Below are 14,000 nucleotides of genomic sequence, written 5' to 3'. Positions count from 1 at the left end.
TACGACAGTCTTTTTTATAATTTTAGCGCACTTCTGTACCATCGATTGTAGCAATTGCTTTTAGTACTTTATTGTGTGCAGCTACTACTTCTTCGTCTGTTAACGTGCGTTCTGGGTCGAAGTATGTGAGCGAGAATGCTACGGATTTTTTCCCTTGCTCCATTTTCTCACCCTCGTAAACGTCAAATACGCGGATATCCTTCAATAATTTCACACCAGCTACATTAATAGCTTTAACGACTTCGCCTGCAGTTGTTGTACGGTCCATAATAAGCGCAATATCACGAGACATCGCAGGGAAACGAGGTACTGGTTTGTAGGAAAGTGGCGCTTCTTGATCAGTTGCATTTAATAGAGCAACAAGATTCATTTCCATAACATACGTATCTTTTACACCCCATGCCTTTTCCTCTGCAGGGTGTAGTCCACCAATAATACCAACTTGCTCGCCATCCAATACTATACTAGCTGTACGACCTGGGTGTAACCCATCAATTTGTGCTTTTTCAAATGAAATGCGATTTCCTAAGCCAAGCTTGCCAATAACACCTTCTATTACACCTTTTAAGACGAAGAAATCTACGGCTTTTTTCTCGCCTTGCCAAGCGTGATCTAGCCATTTCCCTGTAAGGACGGCTGCAAGATGCTCTTCTTCGAAAGGTTGCCCTTCCTCCGATTGACCAAGGAATACTGAGCCAATTTCATATAGAGCTACACTGTCTGCTTGGCGGGCAACATTATAGGCTGCTGCTTCAATTAAGTGTGGAACTAGGCTTTGTCGTAATGTAGAGCGTTCTTCACTCATAGGCATTAATAAACGAGTGACTGGTTCAGCTTTCAATGCAAATCGCTGTGACAGCGCATCAGATGTTAATGAATACGTCACAGCTTGATACAAGCCAGCACCCTCCATATAATTACGAACAACACGACGATTAGCTTGATAAGCGGTTAAACTACCTACTTGTGTAGCCCCCTCTGGTAATGTTGTTGGAATCTCATCGTAGCCATAAAGACGAGCAATTTCCTCTACGATATCCTCTTCGATTTTAATATCCTGACGACGTGTTGGTGCATCAATAATTAATAAGCCATTTGCAGCCTCTACTCCGAATTTTAAGCGCTCTAAAATAGAAAGCATATCCTCTAATGCAATTTTCATGCCTAAACGTTCGTTAATAAAATCTGGTGATACGACAACACGCGCTGGTGTTTTATCTAAATCGTCTACCACACATGTACCTTCCAATACTTCACCACCAGCTAATGCAGCAAGTAATGTTGCAGCACGTTCAGCTGCAGGTAAAACACGATTCGGGTCTACCCCTTTTTCAAAGCGGGCAGATGCATCAGAACGAAGTCCAAGATGACGAGATGTTTGACGCACTGTTAAGCCGTCGAAATAAGCCGATTCAATGACAACAGTCGTTGTAGAATCTGTTACCTCAGAATTAGCACCACCCATTACACCAGCAATAGCAACTGGCTCTTTGCCATTCGTAATAACTAAATCTGACGCTTTTAATGTACGTTCTTGGTCATCCAAAGTTGTGATTTTCTCACCCTCCGTTGCTTTACGAACAACGATTTCACCTGTTGCTAGACTATCATAGTCAAAGGCATGAAGTGGTTGACCATATTCCATTAACACATAATTCGTTACGTCCACTACGTTATTGTGCGGGCGTACACCTGCTGCCATCAAACGATTTTGAAGCCACATCGGTGACTCCCCAATTTTGACGTTTTTCACAACTTTTGCGACGTACATTGGGTTTGCTTGCATATCTTCCACACGAAGCTTTAGTAAATCCTCTGCTTTTTCGCTGGCAGCTTGATAAGAAATATCTGGATACTTTACTTCCTCTGACAGGATAGCACCCACCTCATATGCTACACCTAGCATTGAGAGGGCATCTGATCGATTTGGTGTTAAACCAAGCTCTAGCACTGTATCTCGTAAGCCTAGAATAGCCAGTGCGTCCGTTCCTACTTGCGCATCTTCTGGAAGCACGTAAATGCCCTCAGAGTACGCTTTAGGTACAAGCTTTCCTTCAATACCTAGCTCTTGTAATGAACAAATCATGCCATTTGATTCATGTCCACGAAGTTTAGCTTTTTTAATTTTAATACCGCCTGGCAAATGGGCACCTGGGCGAGCCACAATTACTTTTTGACCAGCATCTACATTGGGAGCACCACAAATAATTTGTTGAGGCTCTTCTTCACCAACATCCACTTGACAAATATTTAATTTATCGGCTTCTGGATGTTTTTCCTTTGATACCACATATCCGACTACAACTTTTTCCATTGCATTTGCACGATCAATGACTGCGTCTACTTCAATTCCTGAACGTGTAATTTTTTCTGCTAATAGCTCAGGTGCTAAGTCCTGTGTATTGACATAATCTTTTAACCATTCTAATGAAACTAACATGTTTTATCCCCCTTACGCCTCTGTTCGCTCGAATTGTGATAAGAAACGAGTGTCACTCGTATAGAAATGTCGAATATCGTCGACACCATATTTCAACATGGCAATACGCTCTGCACCAATACCAAATGCGAAACCAGAAACTTTCTTCGGATCATAGCCAGCCATTTCTAAGACGTTTGGATGAACCATACCTGCGCCTAGTATTTCAATCCAGCCAGTGCTCTTACATACGTTACATCCTGCACCACCGCATTTAAAGCACGAGATATCCATTTCAACAGATGGTTCTGTGAATGGGAAGAAGCTCGGACGAAGTCGAATTTCACGTTCAGCACCAAACATTTTTTTTGCTAAAGTATCTAAAGTTCCTTTTAGATCACTCATACGAATATTTTCGCCAATTACTAAACCTTCAATTTGCATAAATTGATGTGAGTGAGTGGCATCATCATTATCACGACGGAATACTTTTCCTGGACATATGATACGAATAGATTCACCTTTTTTAGCTTCCATAGTACGAGCCTGTACAGGCGATGTATGAGTACGTAATAATATTTCCTCGGAAATATAGAACGAGTCTTGCATATCACGAGCGGGATGACCCTTTGGCAAATTTAATGCTTCAAAGTTATAGTAGTCTTTCTCTACTTCAGGACCCTCTGCAATTTCATAGCCCATGCCAATAAATAAATCTTCAATTTCCTCAATGACACGTGTCAATGGATGGCGATTCCCTACTTTTATTTCACGTCCAGGTAAAGTAACATCAATCGACTCACTTGCTAATTTTTCAGCAATAGCCGCTTCTTCAAGTACAGCAGCTTTTGACTCTAATACTGCCGTTACGTTTTCACGAACATTATTCACTAAAGCACCCATTTTTGGTCGCTCTTCAGCTGATAATTTACCCATTCCTTTTAATAAATCAGTAATAGGTCCTTTTTTCCCTAAATATGCAACACGTACTTCATTTAATTCTTTTAGACTTACTGCTGCTTCAATTTTAGCAAGTGCTTCTTGCTCTAATTGTTTTAATTGCTCTTCCATGTTAAAACCTCCTTAGAAAATTAACGCCTGTTTTTAGGCATAAAAAAACTCGCCCCTAAAAAAGGGACGAGGACATATTCGCGGTACCACCCTAGTTATTGCAAGGCCAATATCCTTACAATCACTTCATTCACATAACGACTTGATAAAGCCGGCTTACCTTTACAGCATCAAGCTGGTCCCGGTAGCTGCTCGCGGGCTGAATTCAAAATTGCATCGGTACGGCGTTGGCTCTCAATCTCCGGCCACACGCTCCCTGTCGTCCATTCACAATCTTTACTACTTCCCGGTCATAGCATTTCATATTTAAACTTACATTTTAGAATTGATTATACAATAACGATCAGTTGCAAATCAAGGGGCAACTAGCGGAAACCCGCATGATTCTGTCAGTTATTTCACAAAACCATATAAAACTATACCAGTTGCTACAGCTACATTAAGTGATTCAGACTGACCAAAAATTGGAATGATTATATTTTGGTCTGTCATTGCTAAAAGCTGTGGCTGAATACCACTACCTTCATTCCCCATAATAATCGCAAATGCACCAGTATGCTGAATGTCGCTATATGGCACTGCGTCTTCATCCAATGCCGTACCAAATACTAGAACTCCTTGATCCTGTAAAAAGTCTACACATTCCGTTAACTCTTCACGTACTACAGGGATGTGGAAATGTGAGCCTTGTGCAGCTCGTAACGTTTTAGGGTTGTAGACATCGGCACAGCCCTTCCCTAAAATAACGGCATCTAATCCAGCTGCATCGGCTGTACGAATCATCGTCCCAATATTGCCTGGGTCTTGAACAGCATCGATCAATAACACTTTACGCCAGGATGCCTTTACTTCCTCCTCTAATGCAGGCTGTTTACAAATAGCAAAAACACCTTGTGACGTTTCTGTTTCCGCAAATTCCTTCGCTACTACTGACGTAACCTCTACAATAGCAATGCCATCAATTGGCCATAGCATCGGTAAATCTACACCTTCACGTACAATAATTTGCAGGACTTGCTCTTTATTTTTTAATGCTTCCTCTACAAGGTGAAAGCCTTCGACTATGAATTCACCTGATCGCTCCCGTTCTTTTCTTGTTGTCGCTAATTTTTTCCAATATTTCACTAGCGCATTTTGCGTAGATTCGATTCTCTTCATTGCTACCTCTTACCGCCTTTTTCCTATATATTGACCATTATTATACCTTAGTAAATACTAAATTTCATAGCTATGTGAGAAAACTGTTTTTTCTAGGACAAGTGTAATTTTAATGCAGTGTCTAACAACTCCACCATGCAATAATGATACATACTTCGTAATAATTTTACAGTATCAAGAAAAAAGGTGATCCAGATGAAAAAAACAATACATGTAGTTGGTTCCGTTATTGAAAATAATCAACAAGAAATTTTCTGTGCTTTAAGAAATGACCATATGGTACTCGCTAATTATTGGGAATTCCCTGGTGGTAAAATTGAACTCGGCGAAACTCCCCAGCAAGCACTTTATCGAGAAATTCTTGAGGAATTCAACTGCTTCATTCAAGTTGGTGAGCTAGTGACCGAAACTCTTTATGAATACGAACAATTTTTTGTTCACCTAGAAACTTATCTAGCCACTATTGTTAAAGGTACTCCACAAATATTGGAACATGCTGAAGCAAAATGGGTTCCTCGTCAGCAATTGCTTAAGCTTTCTTTTGCACCTGCCGATTTACCTTCCATTGAAAAATTATTAGCGGAGCCATAACACATATTTACTTCATATCAAAAAAATGAGTCACTTGGTTACGACCATTTTTTTTCGATGCATACAAGGCATCATCCGCATTTTTTAGCAATGTCGTACCAGTATCTTCTAATGTGGCGGTTGCCATTCCAATACTTATCGTCACCTGACCAGCTGGCCAATGATCCAATGCAACTGTTTTTCTAATTTGCTCCCCTATCTCTTTTGCTACGGCAATCTCAGTGTCTGGTAAAATCATGACAAATTCCTCACCACCATAACGAGCAACGGTATCTTCTTTACGCGCTCGTTGTGTTAATAGCTGTGCCAATTGAGCAAGAACATCGTCACCTACTTGATGTCCAAACGTATCATTAACTTTTTTAAAATGATCAATATCAAGAATACATAGGGAGAAAGGCTTTGCTGATTCATAATAACTATTGAGCTGTTGTTCAAGTTTATCTTGGAAGAATCTTCTGTTTTTCAAACCCGTAAGTTTGTCTGTCTCCGACAATTCAATTAAAGTAGCATTCACGGCTAATAATTTTGCCTGTTGTTGTTCGATTTCTACATGAATTTGCTCCAAATTGGCTAATGCCTGTTCTTTTTCTTGGTAGGCTGCCTCTAGTAGCTTTTTAGCTGAACGTAACTCTTGTTCATAATCAATACGCTTTTGCATTTTGACTAAAATACAATCAATTCGCTCTACCGTATCTTCCTTGTACAATCTAGCATTCATTAGAAATGGTATAGCCATCCCTTCCTTATGTTTAAGATGAATAAACAATTCCTCTACTTGTTGTTCTAAATTTATCATCGGATAAAAATACGAGTGAAAAATTAATTTATTAGCAGTAGATAGAAGTATCTCTAGATGTTGTTGCAGCAAATCTACCTGCTCAAAGCCTATCCAATTTAATAAGGTGTGATTGACCTCTGCAATTACTCCTTCGTGAGTGATGGAAAGAAAACCACATGGCGCATCATTCAGTCGTTGTTCCATTTACAATAATCCTTTCATTATTCTTCCCTACAAAAAACCCATAATACACTGGATGGTTTCATTTGGGTGACTAATGTGAGGGTAATGTCCTTTCGCTTCCATTAAGCTAAAAGTACTGCCTTTAATATGTTTATGTAAATAATCTCCTACACTTATAGGCACAATACTGTCCTCAGAGCATTGGATAATTAAAACTGGGACTGTTACCTTTGATAATTCATTTCGATGATCCGATAAAAATGTTACCTCGGCAAATTCTCTCGCAATGACAGGGTCTGCAGATTTAAATGTTTGTTGGAGCTCATCCGTTAATGCTGGATTTTCAGGATTGCTCATTGCGATAGGAGCCATATAGCTTGCCCAACCAGCAAAGTTCATTTCCATCATATCTAATAATTCCGAAATATCACTACGCTCAAATCCACCAATATATTCACCATCATTCAAATAACACGGAGAAGGTCCAATCATAATCAATTTTTTAAAGTATTCAGGTCGTTTGATTGATGCAAGTAATCCAATCATAGAACTAATAGAATGTCCTACAAAAATACTTTGCTGTAATTTTAAAGATTCAATAACATCCAATAAATCTTGCACGTAGCCTTGCAAATTTTGATATTTCTCTGATGTATAGGCATTTTTATCTGAGCTTCCAGATCCGACATAATCGAATAATATAATTTTATATTTGTCCATAAATGCAGGCGTAATAAAACGCCACATGTTTTGATCACAGCCAAAACCATGTCCAAAAATAATCGGTTGATCTCCTTGTCCAATTACTCTCACATGATTACGAACGGCAATATTTTCCATACTACTTACTCCTTTTTAGAAATATATGTAATAGTTTTATTGTGACCTTTGGTACTGTAATTATCAAGATTAATTTCCACCTATAGATCGGACATGCTTTCACTATAAAAAGAGAGCAGCAATGCGCCCGGCATACTGCTCATCTTATAGACTATAACCATTTGCTAATAGGCGGAATACTTTGCGGAAATTGAAATACATTAAATGGATCATATTTTGTTTTCACTTCTCTCAACCTTCTAAAATTACGACCATAATAGGCTGTTGGCCAATCTTGAATAAATCGATCTGGGAAATTGACATAATCGCCTGTGGTATATGGAGATAAAGTCCTCCGTATGTCCTCCACCCATTTTATACTTTGCCTTTCTTCATCTGGATTTTTCCAAGAGGTATTGTATTCTTGAGCCATTATTGCATTTCGGTAGAAATAGGCAGTGTGATTTGGAGCAATTTCACTGACGGCTCCTCTTAAGGATTGCTGCCAAATTGTCGTATTTGGATTAGGGGCATGCGTTAAAAATTCCTTCATTCTCTTAATGGCCTCAAAAGGAAGCGGTCTCACAATAAAAGAACCTGATCTTTTATAGAACGCAGGTTGATTACCACTTGGTAGATCAAAAAATTCTACAGCCTTTATATAGGGTACTTCCTTTATCCATATATTTATTGGTGAACCTGCCTTTCTTAATGGTCGAAGAAGTTTTTTTAATTCCGCTGTGGAACCCACAAATTCTCCTTGAGATACGATCTCCCCAACTTCCTTCGTCTTTAATTCAATTTGTGATGTCAGACGCCTATCAGTAAATGGAGCCCATTTTTGCCATGTATCAAAAGCAAGCTCAAAATCACTCCATCCCCATGTGATAGAAAAGAGCGAAACATCACTGATCGCATGGAGCTTGAATGTTAATGAAGTGACAATACCGAAATTGCCACCGCCGCCACCACAACTGGCCCAAAAAAGGTCATTATTGTGTTGCCTATTTGCTTGGATCATCTTGGCACCATCCTGTCCACTTGCAATCACTATCTCTATTTCGAGGAGATTATCACAAGTTAGCCCAAAAAGTCGTGACAGCATGCCAATCCCTCCACCAAGGGTTAAGCCAACTATGCCAACGCTACTTTCTGTACCAGCAGGTATCGTTACACCTTTTTCCCATAATTCTCTGTATACCTTTCCTAAATTGGCACCAGCCTCGATTTTGACCGACATGTCTTGGAGATTAATAGCCATATTATTCATGTCACTTATATCAATAACAAGACCCTTATTTAATAACGAAAAATTTTCATAGCTATGCCGGCCACTGCGAACCCTGAAAGGTTCATTGTTTTCCCTTGCCCATTTTATGGCATTGACCACATCTTTTGTTCTTTGACAAAATACAATTATACTCGGATATTTGGAATTATTTAAATTATTATTCGTCCGCGCTTGTTCATAATTCGGATCTTCAGGAGTAACGATTCTACCTGTAAGTTTCGCCTTCTTCACCTTAAACCCCTTCCCCATCACATCTAATTTATGTCATATCCTATGCTAGGTATCCTAAGGAAAGAATTTGAAGTTTAAGCTTTTGCATATCTCTTATAAAATACTCATTTCATCATTTGAATCATATGATGCAGTAATGAACTATCATTTAGGAGGTGTTCTATGATTATTCATGTAGTAAGTGCTGGGGAAACGCTTTGGCATATTGCCAATCGTTATGGGATATCTGTGCAATCTATTACCCTGTTAAATGCGTTAGCTACACCAGATCAATTAGCCATCGGACAATCACTTGTTATCCCTTCATCGTATACCACTTATACCGTGAAAAGCGGAGATACATTATGGTCGATTGCCCAACAATTTGGTGTTCCGCTACAAGCAATCATTGCAGACAATCATCTAACGAACCCTGATATGTTAACACCTGGCACTAAATTAATTATTCCACCAGTCGTTCATATTGTGCAGCCTGGTGAAACTTTATGGCAAATAGCTCAAAATTATGATACGACCATCCAAGCAATTATTGCTGCAAATCATATTAACAACCCTAATATGATTTATGTTGGTGCTCAATTAATCATCCCTAGAAAATTACCACTTATCGAAGTAAATGCTTATTCTTACCAACCATCTGATGAAGCAATTGATTCCATTAATGCTGTTGGTCATCTACTTACTTATTTTAGTCCTTTTGCTTATAAGATGAAGGAAGATGGTACATTACAGCCTATAAATGATGAAAAAATGATAGCAGCTGCACAGGCTAAAAACATCATTCCTATGTTAACACTCACTAATTTTACTTCAACGGAAGAAGGCTCTAATTTGGCACATGTTGTCTTGTCCAATGAAGAGTTACGTGTCAAAGTGATGAATAATGTTTTACAGGTGATGCAAGAGAAGGGCTATCAAGTTTTGAATATTGATTTTGAAAATGTTTTACCTGCTGATCGAGAAAATTACAATGCATTTATCCAATTAGCAGTGGATATGCTACATCCAAAGGGTTATCTCGTATCAACTGCACTCGCACCTAAAACCAGTGCAACGCAAGTTGGAACGTTATATGAAGCACATGATTACGAAGCACATGGTCGAATAGCAGATTTTGTAGTTTTGATGACGTATGAATGGGGATATCGTTTTGGATCTCCTCAAGCCATTTCCCCTATTAATGAAATGAAAAGAGTTGTTGAATATGCACTTACAGAAATACCTGCGGATAAAATTTTATTAGGCTTTGAGCTCTATGCCCGTGATTGGTTATTACCTCATGTCAAAGGCCAAGAAGCCGAGACATTTAGTCCACAGGAGGCTCTTAATCGAGCCATTAAATATGGGGCCACCATTCAATATGACCAAACAGCGCAATCCCCATTTTATCGTTATGCCGATGAGCAAGGAAGAAATCATGAGGTATGGTTCGAAGATGCGAGAAGTGCACAAGCTAAATTTGACATGGTCAAACAATATAATCTTCGGGGAATTAGTTATTGGGCTTTAGGTTTCCCATTCCCACAAAATTGGGTACTTTTAAATGAAAATTTTTCTATAAAAAAACCGTAGTTTTTTTATTGTGCACTCAACTAATAAAGATATGCTACATTTCCCGATTTTTTCCCATGATAAAAAGCTCCTTTCAAAGCCATATTAAGATATACCAATTTGAAAGGAGCAACTCACATGGGAAGAGACAATAAACAAGGTCAAAGTAACAATAAAGGTTCATTACCTCAAACGCCAAAAAACCAGAAGATCGCCCCTAATAAGGTTAGCGAGGAATTTTCTCAAGAGTTCATGGAGCTGATAAATACAGTAACGCAAAAACAGCACAATAAGAAGAAAAAATAAGGGGGGCTTCTGTTGGATTTTCAACGTGCACGTGAAATTGTCGCCTCACCGTTAGAATATGAAGTAAGCTATAATGGTGTATCTGTTTGGATCGATAAACTCCATGATGAGAAAACAGCGACTGTTCACCTACGCCGCTCTTTAGAGGAACGGTCTGAAGTAGATATATCTGAACTGAAGGAAGAATATCTCGTTCACTAGAAAAGAAAGAACCTGCTTATCTTTACCTAAGCAGGTTCTTTGCATTGCTTTACATACTATATTGTTCTTTATATCGAAGCTGCGTTAAGACTTCATCTACATGATTGTGTAAATCATGAAAGGTTTCCGAAATTTGCTGAGGTGAAATCGGTCTACTAAATAAATAACCTTGAATATAATCACATCCACCTTCCATCAGAAACGACAGCTGCTCAACCTCTTCGATGCCCTCCGCTACAACCTTCAAGCGTAAATGCTTCGCCATCGAAATAATCATCGACACAAGAGCCTCATCATTTGGATTATGTTGAACATTTCTGACAAAAGTACGGTCAATTTTTAGACAATCAATGGGAAAATCCTTTAAATAGGATAAAGATGAATATCCTGTTCCAAAATCATCGACTGCTATTTGAATACCGAGCGCCTTTAATTCATGCAGTAGCTGTGTCATTTGATCAATATTCATTGTCATACTTTCCGTAATTTCTAATTGCAAATAATGAGCATCTAATTTCGAACGCTGTAATATTTCACCCACCATTTCAACTAAATCCTGTTGAAATAATTGTCCAAGTGAAAGATTAACAGCCACTTTGATTGGAGGTAACCCTTGTTCTTCCCATTGTTTCGCCTGCTGACAGGCTGTTTCTAATATCCATTTACCAAGAGGAATGATGAGACCACATTCTTCTGCAATCGGAATAAATATTTCAGGTGACACAAATCCTCGATTTGGATGTCGCCAGCGCACTAATGCTTCAACTGACTCAATCGCCCCACTTTTTAAATTTACCTGTGGTTGATAATCTAAATAAAATTCGTTATTGACTAACGCATTATGTAAATCTTGCTCTAACAAGATACGATCTGCTATTCCTTTAGACATGTATGGCTTATAGAAAAGAAATCTTTGCGGTATTTGTCTAGACTCTCGCATGGCTAATTGGGCATGCATCAATAGCTCTTCACCCGTCCACTTTTCCTCCTGTAAGGCAATTCCCATATTTAAATTGCCATTTAATGAAAATAATTGTACCTGTAAAGGTTTTTTCATGGCACTTTTTAAATTCAAACAAAATTGTAATAGCTCTTCAATTGTCTTTACATGATGAATATAAATGACAAATTGGCCCTCTTGTAGTTTGGTCGCAAAATAATGCGGTGGTAGGATTGTTTGTATACGTTCTGCCACTAGCTTCATCATTTTATTAGAATGACTGATCCCTATGGAAGAACGAATGGCTGCAAACCGATCAATTTCAATGGCAATGATCGCCTTTTGATGTCCATTTTCATGTAATTTTTCTTTTAATGTTTTTAGTAATAAATGCTCATTTGGTAATAGTGTAATATCGTCATGATAGGCTTGGAATTGTAGCTCCCGTTGTGATTGTTCAAGATCCTTCTTTATTTTTAACAGTTGTTGAAATGGTTTTTCAACAGATGTATAATAAATCGCCTTTAGGAAAAAGTAAAAAGCTAAAAATTGATAGATAAGGGCGGAGAAATCCCATATCGCATGCGTATCTTGGCTTATTATGAAAAACGTATCACTTACAATGAGCGAGATAGCTGCACTGATGAGCCACATGGAACGCTTTGGCATTTTCTTAAAGAACCTACTAATAATGTTTATTGTTATCAGTTGAAGAACAATAGAAAATAGGTGTACGATATTATCAATATGATCTATCCATTGCACTGGCAATAATTTTGGTGAGATATATACTAGGACAATACTTGCTATAACAAAAAGTAGAGAACCGCTATAACTAAGGATTCGATGCTTCATTGTTAATTGTTTTTTAGGGTATAAAATAATGAATAAAAAGCCGAGTGATAAGTAAAAACGTATTAATATATGTAAAGTATCCTCCATAAAGGCCCATCTGATGGAATGATTATGGCTAAAAAATAAACTGACTAATTCAAGTAATGCTAAAATAAAAAACACATTTCCTATGTATAAAGTTTGATTTGATAGTAAGTGGGAAAAAACTAAATACGATTGTATGGCAATTGCCATCGTAAATACAATAATTAATACTTGTATAATCAATTTTAAATTTGTATAAATTTCACCTTGAAAAACACCATATATTTGATTGCTAAAACTTAATAATGGTATGACCAGCAGTAATGGTAATACCATGTACCAAACCTCTTTTTTATCGATCTGATTAAACCATTTGCCCAACACAAACCCTCCATACTACTATGTAAAAAAATCGCTAGGTATTTTTAACTATCACAATTGAATAATTTATGTAAAATTGTATTTTTCTTTGACTACTTACAAATCATAACACTTTTATCGTAATTTGTATGCATTCAAGTGAAGTATGCTAATATTCATTTTATTACAATATTAGCATACTTTTGATATATTATTGCTTTTTTCTCACTTCAAAATCCTTATTTCTTAACTTCTTAATGATTCTTTGCCTTCTTTTTTTACTGGCTTCTACTGAAAAACCTAGTATATTAGCGATGTCTAGATCACTCAGATCTTCTACATAATATAGGTATAAAATGCTCCTTTCTACCTGTTTAAACTGGCACATCAAACCTTCTAGAAAGTTGGAACTTTGTGGATAGTTATACTCCTCCCGCTCAAACTCATTACAAAGAAAATCAAGGGTTTCATCATCCACTGTTGCTATTTTCTCTAAATAGTTTTTTTCCTTTATTAATTCATTTAATAGTTCCCCTTTTATTGTGGAATAAATATAACCAGATAATTGTCCTTTTGATGGATCTGCCTTTAGCCATGCCTTCCAAACAGCAATAGCCGCCACTTGACGATAATAATCATAATCTTTATAAATTCTCAAACTTGTAAGAATAGAGCTAATCATCGGTTGCACGCTTTCCAAGACTTCCTCAAATGATTGGGTAGTTGTGAGCTTTCGATTGTTACGAATGGTCACTTGTCTCTTCCTATCGACTATGCACAGTCTAATATTCCTAGGTGACATTATCTTAAACTGGATATTTCTCGAAATCGAATGTTCACTTTTAGTATTTGATCGCTTAATATGGTTCAAATCCCTCTCAGTATTCATCATAATTACGGCTTATTTTTGCAAATTTGATATTTTTTCTTTGGCATTTCGTACATATTAAAACGATACTTGGACAAATTACTAGTAAGGAGGCGAAATAGATGAATTTTCAAATTAGAGATGCGATTACAGCCAATGTACACGGTCAATCTGCAGCAGAAATTAAAGACATTGTTGAAGATGCCATTAGCCGTGGAGAAGAGCATTTACTGCCAGGACTTGGGGTATTTTTTGAAAAATGGTGGAAGCAATCAAGCTCCACTGAACAGGAAGCATTCGTTCAAAAGTTAGAAAAAGCATTTGCAAACTGATTTTTTATAAGCAATGCAT

At 37.6% G+C, this 14,000-nt stretch carries 13 protein-coding genes; 5 read left to right on the top strand and 8 right to left on the bottom strand.

The window, feature by feature from the left end; all coding sequences use genetic code 11:
- Positions 1–22: 22 nt before the first annotated feature.
- The 3 genes from pheT to KVT27_RS12895 all read right to left on the bottom strand — a co-directional run bounded on the left by pheT (position 23) and on the right by KVT27_RS12895 (position 4,648).
- Positions 23–2,440, bottom strand: coding sequence for a phenylalanine--tRNA ligase subunit beta (gene pheT, locus KVT27_RS12905; RefSeq protein WP_150907041.1), 2,418 nt, complete (start codon positions 2,438–2,440; stop codon positions 23–25).
- A 12-nt stretch (positions 2,441–2,452) separates the two neighbouring features.
- Positions 2,453–3,490 (bottom strand): phenylalanine--tRNA ligase subunit alpha, encoded by a 1,038-nt coding sequence (gene pheS, locus KVT27_RS12900; RefSeq protein WP_217581436.1) that lies wholly within the window; start codon positions 3,488–3,490, stop codon positions 2,453–2,455.
- 393 nt (positions 3,491–3,883) lie between these two features.
- On the bottom strand, positions 3,884–4,648 hold the full coding sequence (locus tag KVT27_RS12895) for a TrmH family RNA methyltransferase (RefSeq protein WP_217581435.1): 765 nt from the start codon (positions 4,646–4,648) through the stop codon (positions 3,884–3,886).
- A 195-nt stretch (positions 4,649–4,843) separates the two neighbouring features.
- On the opposite strand from KVT27_RS12895, the gene KVT27_RS12890 reads away from it, so the two are divergent.
- Entirely contained in the window at positions 4,844–5,239 is a 396-nt protein-coding gene (locus tag KVT27_RS12890; protein ID WP_217581434.1) for a (deoxy)nucleoside triphosphate pyrophosphohydrolase, read from the top strand.
- A gap of 7 nt (positions 5,240–5,246) precedes the next feature.
- On the opposite strand, the gene KVT27_RS12885 is transcribed toward KVT27_RS12890, so the two are convergent.
- The 3 genes from KVT27_RS12885 to KVT27_RS12875 all read right to left on the bottom strand — a co-directional run bounded on the left by KVT27_RS12885 (position 5,247) and on the right by KVT27_RS12875 (position 8,544).
- Positions 5,247–6,224, bottom strand: coding sequence for a sensor domain-containing diguanylate cyclase (locus tag KVT27_RS12885; RefSeq protein WP_036149378.1), 978 nt, complete (start codon positions 6,222–6,224; stop codon positions 5,247–5,249).
- A gap of 27 nt (positions 6,225–6,251) precedes the next feature.
- On the bottom strand, positions 6,252–7,043 hold the full coding sequence (locus KVT27_RS12880; protein ID WP_036149379.1) for an alpha/beta fold hydrolase: 792 nt from the start codon (positions 7,041–7,043) through the stop codon (positions 6,252–6,254).
- A gap of 151 nt (positions 7,044–7,194) precedes the next feature.
- Positions 7,195–8,544 (bottom strand): FAD-binding oxidoreductase, encoded by a 1,350-nt coding sequence (locus KVT27_RS12875; RefSeq protein ID WP_217581433.1) that lies wholly within the window; start codon positions 8,542–8,544, stop codon positions 7,195–7,197.
- 162 nt (positions 8,545–8,706) lie between these two features.
- On the opposite strand from KVT27_RS12875, the gene KVT27_RS12870 reads away from it, so the two are divergent.
- The 3 genes from KVT27_RS12870 (at position 8,707) to KVT27_RS12860 (ending at position 10,602) form a co-directional block, all read left to right on the top strand.
- Positions 8,707–10,116 (top strand): glycoside hydrolase family 18 protein, encoded by a 1,410-nt coding sequence (locus KVT27_RS12870; RefSeq protein ID WP_036149383.1) that lies wholly within the window; start codon positions 8,707–8,709, stop codon positions 10,114–10,116.
- Positions 10,117–10,233: 117 nt separating this feature from the next.
- Positions 10,234–10,401, top strand: coding sequence for a YfhD family protein (locus KVT27_RS12865; protein WP_115663427.1), 168 nt, complete (start codon positions 10,234–10,236; stop codon positions 10,399–10,401).
- A 12-nt stretch (positions 10,402–10,413) separates the two neighbouring features.
- Positions 10,414–10,602: an H-type small acid-soluble spore protein gene (locus KVT27_RS12860; protein ID WP_008179225.1), complete on the top strand. Its 189-nt coding sequence runs from the start codon at positions 10,414–10,416 to the stop codon at positions 10,600–10,602.
- A gap of 49 nt (positions 10,603–10,651) precedes the next feature.
- Here the strand turns inward: KVT27_RS12860 and KVT27_RS12855 are convergent, their stop codons facing one another.
- Together KVT27_RS12855 and KVT27_RS12850 are read right to left on the bottom strand one after the other, a co-directional pair.
- Entirely contained in the window at positions 10,652–12,802 is a 2,151-nt protein-coding gene (locus KVT27_RS12855; protein ID WP_235213941.1) for a bifunctional diguanylate cyclase/phosphodiesterase, read from the bottom strand.
- A gap of 190 nt (positions 12,803–12,992) precedes the next feature.
- Positions 12,993–13,463 carry a sigma-70 family RNA polymerase sigma factor gene (locus tag KVT27_RS12850; RefSeq protein ID WP_254636153.1) on the bottom strand — a complete coding sequence of 157 codons (471 nt, stop codon included), beginning with the start codon at positions 13,461–13,463 and terminating at the stop codon, positions 12,993–12,995.
- 308 nt (positions 13,464–13,771) lie between these two features.
- On the opposite strand from KVT27_RS12850, the gene sspI reads away from it, so the two are divergent.
- On the top strand, positions 13,772–13,981 hold the full coding sequence (gene sspI, locus KVT27_RS12845) for a small acid-soluble spore protein SspI (RefSeq protein WP_008179231.1): 210 nt from the start codon (positions 13,772–13,774) through the stop codon (positions 13,979–13,981).
- The last annotated feature ends 19 nt before the right edge of the window (positions 13,982–14,000 follow it).

The sequence above is a fragment of the Lysinibacillus sp. GbtcB16 genome, from assembly GCF_019091145.1.
Lineage (GTDB): Bacteria > Bacillota > Bacilli > Bacillales_A > Planococcaceae > Lysinibacillus > Lysinibacillus fusiformis.
This window is presented reverse-complemented; position numbering and strand designations above follow the sequence as displayed.

Bases quoted from the DNA above. Each gene is read 5' to 3' on its own strand.
- pheT (WP_150907041.1), bottom strand. From the start codon at position 2,440: ATGTTAGTTTCATTAGAATGGTTAAAAGATTATGTCAATACACAGGAC.
- pheS (WP_217581436.1), bottom strand. From the start codon at position 3,490: ATGGAAGAGCAATTAAAACAATTAGAGCAAGAAGCACTTGCTAAAATT.
- KVT27_RS12895 (WP_217581435.1), bottom strand. From the start codon at position 4,648: ATGAAGAGAATCGAATCTACGCAAAATGCGCTAGTGAAATATTGGAAA.
- KVT27_RS12890 (WP_217581434.1), top strand. From the start codon at position 4,844: ATGAAAAAAACAATACATGTAGTTGGTTCCGTTATTGAAAATAATCAA.
- KVT27_RS12885 (WP_036149378.1), bottom strand. From the start codon at position 6,224: ATGGAACAACGACTGAATGATGCGCCATGTGGTTTTCTTTCCATCACT.
- KVT27_RS12880 (WP_036149379.1), bottom strand. From the start codon at position 7,043: ATGGAAAATATTGCCGTTCGTAATCATGTGAGAGTAATTGGACAAGGA.
- KVT27_RS12870 (WP_036149383.1), top strand. From the start codon at position 8,707: ATGATTATTCATGTAGTAAGTGCTGGGGAAACGCTTTGGCATATTGCC.
- KVT27_RS12865 (WP_115663427.1), top strand. From the start codon at position 10,234: ATGGGAAGAGACAATAAACAAGGTCAAAGTAACAATAAAGGTTCATTA.
- KVT27_RS12850 (WP_254636153.1), bottom strand. From the start codon at position 13,463: ATGATTAGCTCTATTCTTACAAGTTTGAGAATTTATAAAGATTATGAT.
- sspI (WP_008179231.1), top strand. From the start codon at position 13,772: ATGAATTTTCAAATTAGAGATGCGATTACAGCCAATGTACACGGTCAA.